The sequence below is a fragment of the Streptomyces sp. NPDC051180 genome (assembly GCF_040689545.1).
Classification (GTDB): Bacteria; Actinomycetota; Actinomycetes; order Streptomycetales; family Streptomycetaceae; genus Streptomyces.
Window position 1 is genome coordinate 19,442 of sequence record NZ_JBFBBC010000029.1, and the last position, 16,157, is coordinate 35,598.

At 71.0% G+C, this 16,157-nt stretch carries 17 protein-coding genes; 12 read left to right on the plus strand and 5 right to left on the minus strand.

Annotated elements, in window-relative coordinates; translation table 11 throughout:
• Positions 1-22: 22 nt before the first annotated feature.
• Positions 23-1,765, plus strand: coding sequence for a phospholipid carrier-dependent glycosyltransferase (locus AB0424_RS30205; protein ID WP_366309976.1), 1,743 nt, complete (start codon positions 23-25; stop codon positions 1,763-1,765).
• A 196-nt stretch (positions 1,766-1,961) separates the two neighbouring features.
• Positions 1,962-2,363, plus strand: a complete 402-nt coding sequence (locus tag AB0424_RS30210) for a hypothetical protein (RefSeq protein WP_366309978.1) — start codon at positions 1,962-1,964, stop codon at positions 2,361-2,363.
• Between the two features lie 1,140 nt (positions 2,364-3,503).
• Here AB0424_RS30210 and AB0424_RS30215 read toward each other — a convergent pair.
• Together AB0424_RS30215 and AB0424_RS30220 are read right to left on the minus strand one after the other, a co-directional pair.
• Complete coding sequence (locus AB0424_RS30215) at positions 3,504-4,046, minus strand: ATP-binding protein (RefSeq protein WP_366309980.1); 543 nt, start codon at positions 4,044-4,046, stop codon at positions 3,504-3,506.
• Entirely contained in the window at positions 4,043-4,801 is a 759-nt protein-coding gene (locus AB0424_RS30220; protein WP_366310008.1) for a GntR family transcriptional regulator, read from the minus strand. Before AB0424_RS30220 ends, AB0424_RS30215 begins: the two co-directional genes overlap by 4 nt.
• Positions 4,802-5,086: 285 nt before the next feature.
• Between AB0424_RS30220 and AB0424_RS30225 the strand changes: the two genes are divergently transcribed.
• The 10 genes from AB0424_RS30225 to AB0424_RS30270 all read left to right on the plus strand — a co-directional run bounded on the left by AB0424_RS30225 (position 5,087) and on the right by AB0424_RS30270 (position 14,681).
• Positions 5,087-5,560: a hypothetical protein gene (locus AB0424_RS30225; protein ID WP_366309982.1), complete on the plus strand. Its 474-nt coding sequence runs from the start codon at positions 5,087-5,089 to the stop codon at positions 5,558-5,560.
• Entirely contained in the window at positions 5,557-6,009 is a 453-nt protein-coding gene (locus tag AB0424_RS30230; RefSeq protein WP_366309984.1) for a helix-turn-helix transcriptional regulator, read from the plus strand. Before AB0424_RS30225 ends, AB0424_RS30230 begins: the two co-directional genes overlap by 4 nt.
• Positions 6,006-6,563, plus strand: a complete 558-nt coding sequence (locus AB0424_RS30235) for an HNH endonuclease (RefSeq protein WP_366309986.1) — start codon at positions 6,006-6,008, stop codon at positions 6,561-6,563. Before AB0424_RS30230 ends, AB0424_RS30235 begins: the two co-directional genes overlap by 4 nt.
• Entirely contained in the window at positions 6,560-8,224 is a 1,665-nt protein-coding gene (locus tag AB0424_RS30240; RefSeq protein WP_366309988.1) for an ATP-binding protein, read from the plus strand. The genes AB0424_RS30235 and AB0424_RS30240 overlap by 4 nt, the downstream gene beginning before the upstream one ends.
• Positions 8,225-8,466: 242 nt before the next feature.
• The gene (locus AB0424_RS30245; RefSeq protein WP_332435593.1) at positions 8,467-8,691 is read left to right on the plus strand and encodes a helix-turn-helix domain-containing protein; all 225 of its coding nucleotides are present in this window, start codon (positions 8,467-8,469) and stop codon (positions 8,689-8,691) included.
• Between the two features lie 606 nt (positions 8,692-9,297).
• Entirely contained in the window at positions 9,298-10,566 is a 1,269-nt protein-coding gene (locus AB0424_RS30250; protein ID WP_366309991.1) for a site-specific integrase, read from the plus strand.
• Complete coding sequence (locus AB0424_RS30255; RefSeq protein WP_366309993.1) at positions 10,563-11,294, plus strand: TIGR02391 family protein; 732 nt, start codon at positions 10,563-10,565, stop codon at positions 11,292-11,294. The genes AB0424_RS30250 and AB0424_RS30255 overlap by 4 nt, the downstream gene beginning before the upstream one ends.
• A 298-nt stretch (positions 11,295-11,592) precedes the next feature.
• Positions 11,593-13,236: a penicillin-binding transpeptidase domain-containing protein gene (locus AB0424_RS30260; protein ID WP_366309995.1), complete on the plus strand. Its 1,644-nt coding sequence runs from the start codon at positions 11,593-11,595 to the stop codon at positions 13,234-13,236.
• Between the two features lie 105 nt (positions 13,237-13,341).
• Complete coding sequence (locus tag AB0424_RS30265) at positions 13,342-13,833, plus strand: YbaK/EbsC family protein (RefSeq protein ID WP_366309997.1); 492 nt, start codon at positions 13,342-13,344, stop codon at positions 13,831-13,833.
• The gene (locus AB0424_RS30270) at positions 13,830-14,681 is read left to right on the plus strand and encodes an EamA family transporter (protein ID WP_366309999.1); all 852 of its coding nucleotides are present in this window, start codon (positions 13,830-13,832) and stop codon (positions 14,679-14,681) included. Before AB0424_RS30265 ends, AB0424_RS30270 begins: the two co-directional genes overlap by 4 nt.
• A 12-nt stretch (positions 14,682-14,693) precedes the next feature.
• Here AB0424_RS30270 and AB0424_RS30275 read toward each other — a convergent pair whose 3' ends face one another.
• The 3 genes from AB0424_RS30275 to AB0424_RS30285 all read right to left on the minus strand — a co-directional run bounded on the left by AB0424_RS30275 (position 14,694) and on the right by AB0424_RS30285 (position 16,048).
• Complete coding sequence (locus AB0424_RS30275; protein ID WP_366310001.1) at positions 14,694-14,960, minus strand: hypothetical protein; 267 nt, start codon at positions 14,958-14,960, stop codon at positions 14,694-14,696.
• Between the two features lie 99 nt (positions 14,961-15,059).
• Positions 15,060-15,413, minus strand: coding sequence for a hypothetical protein (locus AB0424_RS30280; RefSeq protein ID WP_366310003.1), 354 nt, complete (start codon positions 15,411-15,413; stop codon positions 15,060-15,062).
• Positions 15,410-16,048, minus strand: coding sequence for a sigma-70 family RNA polymerase sigma factor (locus AB0424_RS30285; protein ID WP_366310004.1), 639 nt, complete (start codon positions 16,046-16,048; stop codon positions 15,410-15,412). The genes AB0424_RS30280 and AB0424_RS30285 overlap by 4 nt, the downstream gene beginning before the upstream one ends.
• Between the last annotated feature and the right edge of the window lie 109 nt (positions 16,049-16,157).

Consider the following 16,157-nt stretch of genomic DNA (forward strand, 5'->3'; position numbering starts at 1 on the left):
GCGCGTTCCCTACGATGGCGCGGTGACCAGTACCGCACCCGAGACCCTGGAGGGCCGGCACGCCGTGGCAGAGCCCTCTTCGTGGCAGCAGCGGCTGCGGCGTTTCGGCTACGTGCCGCCCGCCGGAAGCGCCGCACCCATCGGGCTGCGGGAGCGGCTCGTCCCCTCCTACACCCGCCCCTCCCCGCGGGTGTGGTCGCTCCTCGGCCTGGGCCCCGGGCCCGCCGAGCGGGTCTGGCGGCTGCTGGCCTGGGGCGGTCCGCTCCTGGTCACGGCGGTCGCGGGGCTGCTGCGGTTCTGGAACCTGGGCAAGCCGCACGCGGTGATATTCGACGAGACGTACTACGCGAAGGACTCCTGGGCGCTGATCAACCAGGGGTACGAGGGCGCCTGGCCGAAGGACATCGACAAGACGATCCTGACCGACCCGGGCGCGGTGCTCGTGCCGACCGATCCCGGCTACGTCGTCCACCCGCCGATGGGCAAATGGATGATCGGCGTCGGCGAGAAGCTCTTCGGCTTCGAGCCGTTCGGCTGGCGGTTCGTGGTGGCGCTCCTGGGCACCCTGTCGGTGCTCATGCTCTGCCGGATCGGCCGCCGGCTGTTCCGCTCGACGTTCCTGGGCTGCCTGGCGGGCCTGCTGCTCGCCGTCGACGGGCTGCACTTCGTGATGAGCCGCACGGCCCTCCTCGACCAGGTGCTGATGTTCTTCGTGCTGGCCGCCTTCGGCTGCCTGGTCATCGACCGCGACCGCACCCGGCAGCGGATCGCGGCCGCGCTCCCCGAGGACGAGGAGGGCGTGCTGCGGCCCGACGCGGAGATCGCGGAGTCCCTGCGCCTGGGCTGGCGGCCGTGGCGGATCGCGGCCGGCGTGTCGCTGGGGCTCGCCGCCGCGACGAAGTGGAACGGCCTGTACGTCATGGTCGGCTTCGGCCTGATGACGGTCCTGTGGGACGTGGCGGGCCGCCGCACCGCCGGCGCCGTCCGCCCGCACCTCGCGGTCCTGCGCAAGGACCTGGTCCCGGCGTTCGTCTCGGTCGTCCCGGTGGCGATCGCCACCTACCTGGCGACCTGGACCGGCTGGCTGGTCAGCGACAAGGGCTACTTCCGCACCTGGGCCGCCGACCACGACAAGGCCGTCGGCGGCGGCACCTGGGGCTGGCTCCCCGACTGGCTGCGCAGCCTCTGGCACTACGAGTCCGAGGTCTACACCTTCCACGTCGGCCTGACCTCGCCGCACACCTACCAGTCCAACCCCTGGTCCTGGATCGTCCTCGGCCGCCCCGTCTCCTACTTCTACGAGTCCCCCGCGCCCGGCACGGCCGGCTGTCCCGCCACCGCCAAGGAGAAGTGCGCCCAGGAGGTCCTGGCCCTCGGCACCCCGCTCCTGTGGTGGGCCGCCTGCTTCGCCGTCCTCTACGTCCTCTGGCGCTGGGCCTTCCGCCGCGACTGGCGCGCCGGCGCCGTCGCGTGCGGCATCGCGGCCGGCTGGCTCCCCTGGTTCCTCTACCAGGAACGCACCATCTTCCTTTTCTACGCCGTCGTCTTCGTCCCCTTCCTGTGTCTCGCGGTGGCGATGATGCTGGGCGCACTCATCGGCCCCCGCGGTTCATCGGAAAGACGCCGCACATTCGGCGCGGTGGCGGCCGGATGTCTCGTCCTGCTCATCGTCTGGAATTTCATCTATTTCTGGCCCATCTACACCGGCACCCCCATTCCGCTGGACCAGTGGAGAAACCGGATGTGGCTCGACACCTGGGTGTAGCAGGGGAATTGCGGCAAGAGGGCGCGGCCGGCGGTCGCGCCCTCTCGGTCGTTGTCGGTGACTGTTGGGGGGCACTGGTGGCCCCAGGACGGCCCACAGACGGCCCGCGGAGTAGCTCGCTTCCGGTATCAGGGAAGGGTGCATCCAGTTGAGGCGCTGCTGGTTCAATAGCAGTCCACGCGACTGAGGGGGGCGCATGACTCAGCAGGTGGTACTTAGGTACGTCTGGGGAGACGGCACCTCAGGGCAGCACACGTGCAACAACAGAGCCGACGCCGAAAAGCTCCGCCGATCGATCGTCGCCCACGCGGCAAGTACCAAGAAGAAAGTCTCCATCGACATCACGAGCGTCGATCCGTCGAACCTGGCACTGCCCCCAGCCGCCCCCCAGGCGCAGCCACTGGCCGCCAGGAAACCTCACGTCTTCATCGCTGCGCTCGTCTTCGTAGTTCTCGCCGTCGCCATCGGCGTCAGTAGCAACGATTCGGAACCGCGGCCTACCACGCCGCAGAACCGAGAAGAGTGCGAGCGGGCCTATGAAGGCGTTGGAGACGGAACGGTGGACTGGCGCGGGATCTGCCCGGTCATGCGCCCGTGATGCCCGCTGTCGACAGCAGGCGTCCCCGCTAACGTTAGCGGCACCGCTAGCGACCCAAACCGGCCGTGAGCAGCACGTTAGCGGTTAGCAGTCGGCCTCTCTCAAGCCGGAACGGGCCCCTACCCGGGATGGCCCCGGCCAGCGGGCCGCTATCGCCGTTCGTAAGGCCCGCCCTGCCGGGCGGACGACTCTCCAGTCGCCCACGGCAGCGGTCGGCGCAGGCGCATTGGCGGCGGGGTGGCCTCTTCTCGTCTGGACGGCATGAGCGTGCTCACCTGGCGGTCGAGCACGCTCCGCCGGGTGAGCCGCAACCACGGCTTTTCAGAGGGGCGGCGACGGTCGTACACACCCGGTCCCCCGCCTTGAAAAGCCTCTCTTGTCTCTCTTACTAGAGAGTTGAGAGAAAACAGCGTCCGCAGCGTCCGCAAGCCGCTCGGCGCACCATCTGACCTGCACTTTCATCGCGGACGCTAAACAATTCGTTTAGCGTCCGCTAGCGTCCGCAGCGTCCGCAAGATCCACCTCCTTCTAAGAGCGTTGTTGCAGGTCAGGAAGCTCTTAGAGAGGGAGGGGTGTGGACGCTGCGGACGCTGAACCCTCCGAGAGTCCGCCGCCGGCGGCGCCATGGCGGCCCGCACGAGCAAGAGGAGCACCCGGGCGGGGCGTGCTCCTCTTGCTCGTGCAGCCGCTGGACGCTCCGGCAGCCGGACAACGGGGAGGAAGAGACCACCCGCGCGGCCCTGGGCGGTCTCTTCCTCAGGACGCCGTGCCGACCCGCACTTGTCGTGCGGCTTGTCGCTTGTCGCTTGTCTCGTCGCTTGTCGCACCACAGGCCAGAGGCATCTTGCCCCCGGATCGGCGTGAAGGTCGGGCGACAAGGCACGGAGCGGGCACCGGCCCAAGCCATGCGCCGACCGCCGCAGCGCGAGCGGAGCGAGCCACCAAAGGTCGCGTGCCCGTAGGGCACCCCTTCTATCGCCCTCCCGACGGCGAACGCACCTCCATGACGGCTCCGCCGACACTCACACGGGCCTCATGGCGCTGCTAGACCTAGCACCCATCGCTGCTAGCTCTAGCAGGTGCGCTAGCGGCCGATCCTGGGCTTGACCTGCGAACTAGCGTCTAGCAGCTCGAACGCGACTAGGCGTCTTTCAGGGCTTTCAGCACCGATTCGGGGTCACCGTCGAAGACTAGGTGTGGCTCATCCGGCCCCGGAGGGACGAACCTGGCCCGGTAGCGGGTCAGGTCACTCTCCGAGAAGTAGATCGAGTTCGGGTCCCCTTCATGCTGCGCGTTCCGCTTGCTCACGCGCTGCCAGAGCTCTTCGTGGCTCACCTCCAGGTAGACCAGCACCGAGGTTGCACCGGCCTCCGTCGCGATCGACTGCCAGCGGGCACGGTCGTCCGGCGTCCAGAAGCCGTGGTCGACCACCACGTTGTGGCCCGAATTGAGGTGGCCAGCGAGGTCCACGGCGGTCTCTTCAAGCACTGGGCGCTCCAACGTCGGGAAGGACCCCCGGGGGAAGTCGACGCCGTAGACGCCGTGCCGACGGAACATCTCTTCGTCCGGGCACAGCCTGACGAACCCGCGCGCTGTGAGCGCGCGGGAGAGGGTCGTCTTGCCCGAACCAGGAAGGCCCACCATCAGCACGCAGAACGGCCGCCCGGCCGAGTCCGCCGTCACTGCGTGAGCTCCGATTCAGTGAGCCACGTCCGGCCGGGGCCGCCGAGGTCCACGCCGTACTCCACGACGTGGTCCCCACTGTCGACGAACTTCGCGGTCATCACGACCACCGGTTCCGAAGGCGGGTTCGTGGGATCCAGCTCCAAGAGCTGCGCGTCCGCCGGCGTGAGGAGTCGGGCCGACGCCGTGTCGATGCGACGGGTGATCGGCCGCCCCGTGGTCTGCGCGATGAGCTGGAGGGACGTTCCACCGGACAGACGCGCGCTCTCCGCCAGCTGGGGAATGAGCTTCCCGTACTGCACCGGAATCCACGACGTGGAGTGCGCGACGATGCCGTGCCGGTCGCGGTAGACGCGGCGGCGCCGGATCACGTCAGATCCCGGCGTGATGTCCAGTACCTGCGCCACATCGGCCGGCGCCGGAACCACAGCCGCTTCGTGGGAATCGGACCGCTCGCCCGCTCCCCAGCTCGACCCGCTGCGGCGACCCCGGTCCTGACGCTGTGCGCCTGAGGACATCGGAGCGGGGCGGTCGATCACCTCGGTACCGATGCCGTGGATTCCCCGGACGAGCCCATCAGTGCGGAGCTTCCGGAGCGCCTTCTCGGCCGTCGCAGTACTGACGCTCCACTCCTGGGCGAGGGTCTTGATGCTGGGCAGAAGTTCACCCGGCCCCAGCTGGCCGGACGTGATCAGTTCCTCGTAGTGCGCGGCGATCCGTGCGTACGGCGCCCGATGGCCGACCTGATCCGACACCACGTCAACTCCCTTACGTCATTGGATGCGTTCCCTAGCGTACCGCTTGACACCCTAGGGTGCCCTAGGGAACCTTAGGGATATGCCCGCCGGTCGGATCGATCGGAATGGGTACGGCTCCCGCATGGGGGCTGAGGCATGGAAACGTCCTGGTCAGAGACCTAGGACGAAGCAGGGAGCGGCTCCCTACCGCCAAGCAGATAGCCGCTCCCCGACCCACGAAGGGGTACTCCCATGATGCCTGGATCGAACGAGACCGCGTTACGGGTTCGGCTTTCTGTCGCCGTGGCGGAGCTGACCGGGGGTGAGCGCGCGGTGGCGCTGTACGCCTCGGACATGCCCGACCGCTTCCGCGCCGGTGTCGTGACCGACACGCAGGTCGCCGCGTGGATCGTGCAGGGGGCCGAGCGCGTCGGCCTGGATGAGCTCCGCCGTCGGGCAGAGTTCTCCTACGGGCACCGCCTCCTGGAGATGAGCAACCTGGTGCCGGTCGACGTGCAGGCCCGGCACGAGCAGCGGTTCCCGAAGGCCCGCCGCCTGTTCAAGGCGCAGCAGATGGCCTCCGGGACCCTGTGGCGGGACCCGATGACGCCGAAGACGCTGGCCCGGAACTCGGCCGCCGAGGTCGAGGGCGGATGCCCCTGCCGTGGCACCAAGTCGATCCCGATGTGGGCGGACGAGGACGTGTCCGTCTCCCGGGGCTGCCCGGTCCACGGACGCGCCACGATCCGGCACCACCGCGCGGGGGTGGCGCTGTGACGATCGCACCTGAGTCCCCCGTTAACCTCCCCGCCCCGGTGCTGGCCGAGGGGAACACGCGGCTGGCGGCGGCCATCGTCGAGGCCGATCTGACCTACGCCGAACTCGCCGAGCGGCTCCAGGTGGACCCGAAGACCGTGGAGCGGTGGGTGAACGAGCCCGGACGGCGCCCCTACGCCCGTCACGCCCACGCCGTCGCCCGCGTCCTCGGTACCACCGTGTGGGACCTGTGGCCCGCCATGCGCCCCAAGGAGCTGACCCCGCAGGCGCCCGCCGTGGTACCGGTGCCGCCGATCCTGCTGGCGGCCGCCCGGGACGCGCTGAGCCGGGTCGAGAACCTCGATCTCGGCATGGCGAGCCCGACCGCCATGGCCATGCACCTGGGCTCCCTGTCCGCCGCGCTGCGGACCGTGCTCGACCTGGTCGACGTCTCCGGGGTGGCCGGGTGAGCCTGCACGCCTCTCCACGGCTCAACGCCGCCCGTCGCCGCAGCCGCAAGGCTCAGCTCGCGGCCCGCGACGGCCGGCGGTGCGCCTACTGCCGCCACCGGTTCAAGGACCTTCGCGAGGCAACGATGGACCACGTCGTGCCGATCTCGCTCTACCGGACGTGGTCCGCGAACGCGCTCGTGCTCGCCTGCCAGCCCTGCAACCACGTCAAGGCCGACCGACTGTTCCTCTCGCTCGCCCTGCTGCTGGTCTGGTCCTTCGATCCGACGTTCACAGGCGTTCAGCCGACCGGCGACCCGGCCGATCGAGTGCCCGACGTACCCGACCGGTCGGCCGACTCGAACCCGATCGAGTTGGGTCCGGACGGGGTCGACTGGCTGATGATCGCGCGGATCGTTCACGCCCGTTCGTCGGCCGCACGGTCTACCCCTGGCCAGACAAACCAGCGCATACCGATCGAGCGGCGTGCGCGAGTCGGCCGACTCGACCAGCGGCGGCGTACGGCCCGGATGAACACCTGTGAGCAGTCGACCGATCGAGGGGTGAGCGCGTGAACAGCACCACCAAGCCGGTGAACGGAACCGCCCGACCGATCGACCCCGACGGGTCGACCGACCCGGCACCCGTGAACACCGGCCGGGCCACCGTGAACACTCGGCGCACGCCCGTGAACAAGCCCCCGGCCGACGACGGCAGCGGTAAGAAGCCGTCGGCCGCCGTGCGGCTGGTCGCCCTCGCGCGGGAGCGGTACCGGTTCGTCATGTCGGCGGACGGTCGCCCCTACGCGGTCGCGGTTGACGGCCCGAACCTCGTGCTGCCGTTTAAGGGGCGCTCCGGGGTGAGGCAGCGGCTGGCCCGCCTGTACGCCGAGACGTTTGACGGGGACGTGGCCTCTCAGTCGGCGCTGGCGGATGCCATGACGGTGCTGGAGGGCATCGCGGAGGACGACGACCCGGTACCGGTGCATCTGCGGGCCGGTCAGGACGACCTGGGAACGATCGTGGTCGACCTGGGTACCGCCGACGGCCGCGCCGTCACGGTATCCGCCGGGGGCTGGCAGGTCGTACCGCGCTCGCCGCTGCTGTTCCGGCGCTCCGGGGCCATGTCGCCCATGCCCACCCCGATCCTCGAAGGGGACGGGCTGGCCATGCTCCACAGCATGTTCAACATGGACGAGTCGGCTTTCCGGCGGCTCGTGGCCTGGCTCATCGCCGCGTGGATGCCGAACATCCCGCACCCGGTCCTCACCTTCAAGGGCGAGCAGGGCACGGGGAAGTCAGCCGCCGCGCAGATGGTGGTGAACCTGGTCGACCCCTCGCCCGCGGCTAAGCGGTCCGCGCCACGGGACCTCAAGGCGTGGTCGACGCAGGCGTTCAACTCCTGGGCCCTGTGCCTGGACAACATCTCCGCTATCCCGCCGTGGCTGTCGGACACCCTGTGCAAGGCCGTCACGGGCGACGGGTTCGTGGACCGGGCCCTGTACAGCGACGACGACGTGGTGGTGGTGTCCTTCCGCCGGGTGCTGGCCATGACCACCATCGACGCCGGCGCGCTCGCCGGAGACCTCGCCGAACGGCTGCTCATGCTCGACCTCCAGTTGATCGAGCCGGAGCGGCGCCGGACGGAGGAAGAGCTGGCGACCGCGTTCGAGACCGTGCGGCCCGCCGTCCTCGGCGCGCTCTTCGACCTCCTCGCCGCAGTCCTGGCCGTTCTGCCGAACGTGCGGCTGGACTCCCTGCCCCGCATGGCCGACTTCGCCCGCGTCCTGGCGGCCGTCGACCAGGTCATGGAGTGGAACACCCTGGGCGACTACCTCGCCGCCTCCGCGAACGTCGCCGGAGACGCCCTGGTAGGCGACCCGTTCGGCTCCGCCGTCGTCGCCCTGGTCGAACAGTGCGGCACGTGGACCGGGACCGCCGCACAGCTCCTGGAACACGTCCAGCCCCCGGGCGGCATCCGGCCGCCCACCTGGCCCAAGGACGCCACCCGCGCGAGCGGGAAGGTCAAGCGCATCGCCCCGCTCCTGCGGACAGTCGGCATCACCGTGGACGACACGCAACGTAGCCAGGACCGGCACCGAAGCAGGCTCCTCGTCCTCACCCGGACCGACCTCACCCAGGAGACAGCGTCCGCAGGGTCCGCGCCCCCGACCGACCCTCTCTGGCCCGACGTGCCCCCGATCGGACAGGGCCACAGGGCACCTGAACTGCACTGACACTGCCGGACCGGGCCGCACACCAGCGGCCCGGACACGGCACGGAGCTGCGGACGCTACAGCCGTCCAGCGTCCGCAGCGTCCGCACTAGCGTCCGCGCCTCTCACCACCTCTGAACTGCACAGACGCAGAGGTGCGGACGCTGGGGCGCTGCGGACGCTGCGATACACCAACTCTCTAGGGCGGCCACCGGCACCACTCCCGCACCGCCCCGCGACGGACACGAGGAGTCACCCCACCCCATGGCCAGCAACCCCGTCGAGACCCTGCGCGCCGGACTCCCGGACCGCTACCTCACCCCCGAGGACATCGCCGCGATGTTCTCCGTCCCCATCGAGACCGTCTACCACTGGCGCAAGCAGCGCACCGGCCCGCCCGGCTTCCGCGTCGGCCGCCACGTTCGCTACGACCCTGCCGCCGTCCGTACCTGGGTCCAGCACCAGGAAGCCACCGACACCGCCGCATAACCCGCCGGCGGGGCGGGAGGTAGAGCCCCCTCCCGCTACCCGTGACGCCGTCACACCCCCGTCACACCCCGCCGTCACACCCCCTGCCGGGACCGCTCAGGTAGAGGGAGCCCTTTACCTCGGTAGAGGGGCCGGTAAGGGCCCGTGACCTGCAAGGTAAGGCTGGTAAAGGGGCCGCGTCACGGCCGTCACACCCCGCCGTCACGGCCGTCACACCGCCTCCCCAAGCCCGGGGAGGCACCGGGGAAGCGGGGAGAACTCCCCAACCTGCTCCCCGGGCCGACTCCCCCGCGCCGACCAGCGAAAACACCCCTTCGGGGAGGCGGGGAGGCACCCCGCCAAGCCGCCCCGAAACCCTGTCCACAGCCGCTTTCCGAGACCCCTCTCCGCTTCCCCCGAGCCAGGGAGGCGCCAGGGAGGCAGGGAGAACTCCCTCACCGCCTCCCTGGCCCACCTCCCTACCGGTGACCTGCCCAAACCCCCACTCAGGGAGGCAGGGAGGCACCCTCCCCAGCCACCCCGAAACCCCTCCACAGCCGCTTCCACGGCACCCCCATGCCTCCCTCCCTGAGGGCCGGCGCACCTAACCGAGAGGACGCAGCGCACATGGCTGGCCACATCCAAGACCGCTGGTTCAAAACCGAGATCGGCGCCGACGGCAAGTCCCGTCAGGTCAAGACCGACCGCTACGGACTCGGACTCCGCTACCGCGCCCGCTATATCGGCCCTGACGGGACCGAGAAGTCCAAGAGCTTCCCCGACAAGCAGAAGCGCCTCGCCGCCCAGTGGCTCGCCCACATCGAGGCCGACATGTCCCGGGGGCAGTACGTCGACCCGCAGGCGGGCCGCGTCACCTTCCGGCAGTTCGCGGAGAAGTGGGTGGCGACGCACACGACCGAGGTGAACAGCCGCGAGGCGGCGGAGCGTCGGCTGCGGCTGCACGCGTTCCCGTACATCGGGACCAGGCCGCTCGCGTCGTTCCAGCCCGGCCACATCCGCACGTGGCTCGGTGAGCTGGAGGCCAACGTGCCCGCCGCCTCGCACCGCCGGATCGTCTTCGGCACCGTCTCCGCCGCGTTCAGCGCTGCCCTGGACGACGGACTCATCGCCAAGAACCCCTGTAAGGCGAAGTCCATCCAGATCCCCAAGCCCAGTCCCACCCGCGTCGTCCCCTGGACGGCGAACCAGGTGTTCGGAGTGCGGGCCGCCCTGCCGGAGCACCTGCGGGCTGCTGTGGACGCCGCTGGCGGGTGCGGGCTGAGGCAGGGGGAAGTCTTCGGCCTGTCGGTGGACGAGGTGGACCACGAGGGCGGCTGGATCTCCGTGGAGCATCAGCTCAAGCGCATCCGGGGCAAGTTCGTCTTCGCCCTGCCGAAGGGCGGCAAGGTGCGCGACGTCCCCCTTCCCCCGTCCGTGGCGGCCGCGCTCAAGGCGCACTCAGAGAAGCACCCGCCCGTTAGGCTCACGCTGCCCTGGCGGACCCCTGACGGGCCGCCCGTGACGAAGTCGCTCATCTTCACGGGGTCGGCCGGCGGCCACATCCGGGTGAGCCACTTCAACGACTTCATGTGGAAGCCCGCTCTCGCCGCCGTGGGCATCATCCCGGAGCCGGAGGAAGGCGAGCGGTACGCGTCGGCCCCGGAGCACGGCATGCACGCGCTGAGGCACTTCTACGCCTCCGTGCTCCTGGACGCCGGAGAGAACATCCGGGCCCTGAGCCAGTACCTCGGCCACGCCGATCCGGGGTTCACGCTGCGCACGTACACGCACCTCATGCCTACGAGCGAAGGCCGAACCCGCAACGCCGTGGATGCTCTCTTCAAGCCGAAAATGCCTGCGCTACCGGCACCCTCAGAGGAAGAATCATCCTCGTGAACCCCATCGCGAAACCTGACTGGGCAGTCGAGCAGCTCGCGCTCTTCCTCTCCCTGACCGAAGATTACGGCCGCCCCAGGGGCCGTTATGCCGTCGGAGCGGAGGTCACGGAAGAGGACATCCTCGGACAGGCTCACGTAATCGAGCAGATATTTGATCGAGTCGAGCCGGAGTGGCTGGAGCGGCAGAGTCTGTCGTTCAACCCCAACATGCGCTGGAACGGCCATCGCGAGACGGCCATCCGCGTCCGGGCTGCCATCCTGCGCGACGCCGAGATCCGAGAAAATCTGGGCGACAACGCACCTCGGTTGAGCGCCAGTTCACTTCACCCTTGGGTGTGGGATGGGGCAATGTCCCTCTGGCAAAGTGGACACTTCCGGGAGGCAATCACGGCCGCTGCCAGGAAGGTGAACGCCGAGACACAGAACAAGCTGATGCTGCGGCGTCCTTCTGAGGTCAATCTCTTCAACCAGTCCTTCTCAGCGGATCCCGCTCGAGCCGGGCAGCCTCGACTGCGCATCATGCCCAACGATGGAAGCGACACCTACGCAAGCACCCAGCGTGGGGCTCGCGCCCTGGCCGAGGGCTGCTATGCCGGTCTACGCAACCCCAACAGCCATGAAGCCGACCTTGGGGAACTCCCCGAGCACGAAGCCCTAGAGCAGCTTGCGGCGTTCAGCGTCCTCGCTCGATGGGTGGACTGCGCCACCGTAGAATTCGCCGAATAGGACTCATCGGCGGCCCAGAGACGGCCCAACGGCCGCCGAACGGCCCGAGAGGATGACTTCCTCCCTGGTCAGAGCCATGAGCAGCTCGATTCGGGAGGCTTCATCTATTTCTGGCCCATCTACACCGGCACCCCCATTCCGCTGGACCAGTGGAGAAACCGGATGTGGCTCGACACCTGGGTGTGACGGGCGGGTCCCTCCCCCGTGGTGACGGAGTGACAGATGTGTCATGAGTTCCTCGACACCGGGATGCCGCGCTGCTTGACTGGACGGCCACCGGGGGAGGGGAGGCGCAGCCATGCGCAGTGGAGCCAAGGTCGCGGTCGTGGGAAGTGTGTTCGCCGTCGTGGCGGGGGGCGTCGGCTACGGCGGGTACAACCTGTGGAACGGCGTCACGGGAGGCGACTCGACGGTCGGGACGAGGGCGGAGTCGGCGCCGAGATCGGGGCCCGTCACGGGTGACGAGGTGACGTCGACGGCGCGGGACTTCCTGGCGGCGTGGGCGGCCGGGGAGGCCGACCGGGCGGCCCAGCTGACCAACGACCCGGTCTCGGCGGGGCCGGCCGTCCTGGGCTTCCGGGAGGGTGCGGCCGTCTCCGAGGCCGTCATCACGCCGGGGACGCCGGTCGGGGCGAAGGTGCCGTTCACGGTGGCGGCGACCGTCACCTTCGAGGGCGTGTCGAAGCCCTGGACGTACACCTCCGAACTGACCGTGGTGCGCGGACAGAGCACCGGCCGGCCGCTGGTGAAGTGGGCGCCGACGGTGCTCCACCCGAAGCTGACCGCCGGCGGCACCCTGCGCACCGGCGCCGCGAAGACCGCGTCCGTGAAGGCCGTCGACCGCGCGGGCAAGGAGCTGACGGCGGAGAAGTACCCCTCGCTCGGGCCGATCCTGGACGAGCTGCGCAAGCGGTACGGGGCGAAGGCGGGCGGCACGACCGGGATCGAGACCTGGATCGACTCGGGCAGCGAGGCCGTCCCCGACACCACGGTCCTCGTCCTGTCGCAGGGGCGGCCGGGCACGCTGAGGACCACCATCGACGCGGACGTCCAGGCGGCGGCCGAGAAGGCGGTCAAGGCGTACGGGTCGGCGGCGGTGGCCGCGATCGAGCCGTCGACCGGCGCGATACGGGCGGTCGCCAACAGCCCGGCCGGCGGCTTCAACACCGCCTTCCTGGGGAAGCAGGCCCCCGGCTCGACGATGAAGATCGTCACGGCGGCGATGATGATGCAGCAGGGTCTGGCGATGCCCGGCGACCGGGTCGAGTGTCCGGCGGACGTCACCTGGAAGGGCGTCCCCTTCCGCAACCTGGACCACTTCAAGATCGACGGGGGGACCCTCGCCCAGTCCTTCCGCCGCTCCTGCAACACCGCCTTCATCAAGGCGCTCGGGCCGCTCAGCGAGAAGGACGTCGAGGACACCGTCCTCGGCGAGACCGCCCGCCGGTCCTTCGGCATCGGCCTGAACTGGCAGGTCGGCGTCCCGGCGGCGGACGGCAGCGTCCCCGAGTCGTCCGGCGGCGAGACGGCGGCCTCGTACATCGGCCAGGGGAGGATCACGATGAGCGCCCTCAACGTCGCCTCGCTCTCGGCGACCGTCAGGGACGGCGGCTTCCGCCAGCCTTACCTGGTGGCCAGGTCGCTCGACGACCGCACGTTCGCGACCGCCGACCGGCTGTCCCCCGCGGTCGCCTCGGGGCTGCAGCAGATGATGCGGGGAGCGGCGACGGCCGCGGACGGCACCGCGACCAGGGCGATGGCCGGGCTCCCCTCGCCGAAGGGCGCGAAGACCGGATCCGCCGAGGTGGACGCCCAGTCCACCTCCAACAGCTGGTTCACCGGCTACTCCGGCGACCTCGCCGCCGCGGCGGTCGTGCAGTCCGGCGGGCACGGCGGCGACGCGGCCGGCCCGGTGGTGGCGCAGGTCCTGCGGGCGGGGTGAGCGCGAGGGGGCGACGGGGGACGCGGCCGTCCCCTGCGGCGCCGCCCCCGTCCAAGGGCTGAAAGAGGGTCGCGTGGCCCGTACACGGACCGCTAGCGTGCCGTCATGACCGCTGACGACGCCTCCTTCGCGCACCCCCGGTTCGCCGCCGCACTTCGGGAGGCGGGCCTCGACGTCGAGATCCGCCGCTTCCCGGACGAGACCCGCACCGCCCAGCAGGCCGCCGACGCCATCGGCTGCCGGGTCGCCGAGATCGTGAAGTCGCTGATCTTCGCGGCCGACGGCGTGCCGGTCCTGGTCCTGATGGACGGGGCCTCGCGGGTGGACGTCGAGCGGGTGCGGGAGGAACTGGGCGCCGCGCGGGTGACCCGGGCCGACGCCAAGGCGGTCCGGGAGACCACCGGCTACGCGATCGGCGGCGTCCCGCCGTTCGGCCACGCCACCCGGACCCGGGTCCTCGCCGACCGCGGCATCCTCGACCACGACGTGGTGTGGGCGGCGGCGGGCACCCCGCACACGGTCTTCGCCCTCGACCCCAAGACGCTGGTGGCCCACGCCGGCGGCACGCTGGTCGACGTGCGCGAGACCGCGGAGTGACGCCGCTCGTCACCCTCGCCGTCCTCGTCGCCGCCGTCACCCACGCCGGCTGGAACGCCATCGCCCACCACATCAAGGACCAGCTGCTCTCCTTCACGCTGATCTCCGGCGGCGGCGCGCTGCTCGGTCTGGCCACGGCGCTCTTAGTGCCGCTGCCGGCGGCCGGCGCCTGGCCGTACCTGGCCGCCTCCGCGCTCCTGCACGTCGGCTACTACGTCCTGCTCATGCGGTCGTTCACGCTGGGCGACTTCGGCCAGATGTACCCGATCGCCCGCGGTACGGCCCCGCTGGTCGTGACGGTGCTCGCGGCCCTCTTCCTCGACGAGGTGCCGGGCGGCTGGCAGCTCCTCGGGGTGGCCGTGGCCTGCGCGGGTCTGACCGGGCTCGCCCTGTGGGGCATCCGGGGCAAGGGCGCCCGCCCGCACTGGCCGGCCCTCCTCGCCGCGGGCGCCACCGGCCTGGCGATCGCGCTCTACACGGTCGTCGACGGCGTCGGCGTCCGCGCCTCCGGCACCCCGCTCGGCTACCTCGCCTGGCTGATGGTCCTGGAGGGCCTCGCGATCCCCGCGTACGCCCTGTACCGCCGTCGCGCCGCCCTGCTGGGCGAGCTCCGTCCGCACGCCGCCCGCGGCCTCACCGGCGCGGCCCTGTCGGTGGCCGCGTACGCGCTGGTCCTGTGGGCCCAGACGAGGGCTCCGCTCGCCCCCGTCGCCGCGCTGCGCGAGTCCTCGATCATCGTCGGCGCCGCCATCGGCGCCCTGTTCTTCAAGGAACGCTTCGGCGGCCCCCGGGTCGCGGCGGCCGGTCTGATGGCCCTCGGCATCGGGCTGATGCTCCACGCCGGCTGAACGGGCCCCGTCTCAGCCGCCGTCGGCGGCCGCCGCGGTGTCGCAGGACGCCCGGAAGAAGTCCGTGCGGATGCGGCGGAAGCCGGTGTGGCCGGTCTCCTGCGCGTGCGCCAGGCACCACCCGGCGGGCCCCTTGCCGTCCTCCGCCGCGCCGGAGCCGTCCAGGCAGGTGGTGCACTCCGCCTCGGTGATCGTCCCGCTGCCCGTCCTGTCCTCCCGTAAGGCCCACAGCTTCGGCCGCCGCCCGGCCCGCTGCGACGCCCCGGCCCTCCGGGTCACTGCGATTCCCTCACGACGCATCCGAATCCCCCTCCACAGTGACCTCCGCCGACACCAGCTTTCCCGTCGCGGGGCCCTCGCAGACACGCCGGGCGCCCCCTAAGAGAGGGGCCTCGGGGGCACGACGGAGGGGGAGGTGGGCGAGGGCGGGGCGGGGGCCGGGGTCGCCGGCGGCGCCGGGGGGCGTTCGTCGGCGGAGGGGGTGGCGGCGGGGGTGACGGGGGTCCGCGGGTTCCCGCCGGTGGGCAGCAGGGTGACGAGGACGACCGCCGCGGCCACCGCGGCCGCGGCGAGGGCCGCTGCCTGGAGGCGGCGGGTTCCCCAGGTGTGGCCCCGGGGAGGATCGGCGGGCCGGAGGTCGTGGGGGGCGAGGAGCGCGGCGCGGGCGGTGAGGGCGGCGCGGAGCCGGTCCTCGGTGGCGGGCCGGGCGGTCGCGTCGGGGTGCGGGGTCATCGGTCCGTCGCCTCCAGTCTCTTCTCCAGGGCGTCGAGGGCGCGGCTCGCGGTGGACTTCACCGTGCCGCGGGAGAGGCCGAGGGCCTGCGCGATCTGGGCCTCGGTCAGCTCGGACCAGTACCGCAGGACGAGCACCTCGCGCTGACGGCGGGTGAGTTCGGCCAGGGCGTCCAGGACGTGGCGGTGCTCCTCGGCGAGCAGGAGGGCCTCGTCGACGGGCGGTCCGGAGCCCTGGTGGGGCGGGACGTACGCGCGGGCGGTCCGGCGGCGGCGGAGCACGGACCGGGCCGCGTTGACGACGGCGGTGTGCAGATACGCCCCCGGGTCCTGGAGACCCGCGAGCGAGGTGCCGTAGCGGCGGCAGACGGCGGCGAAGGCGTCCTGCACGACGTCCTCGGCGGTGGGCAGGTCGTCGACCAGGAAGAGCGCGAGCCGCACCATGTCGAGCCGCCGGGCCCGGTACAGCTCGGTGAGGGACGGCGGCCGCCCGTCGTCCCACGGTTCCGGAACGGCCCTCAGCCGGCGCGCCGCCGGGGCCGCAGGCCGGTCGGCGGTCCCGGACACGCGGGCGAGCAGGCGGGACCACCAGGCCGGCGCCACGGGTGTCGCGTACCGCGCTGTCGCGTACTGCATGTGCCTCTTCCGGGGACGGACCACGCCCACACCTGGCTGCGCGAACTGGCGCGAACCGCACTGACCACGCGCGGAGCGGCGTAACCGACGAGGCATGGGGAGCACTGGA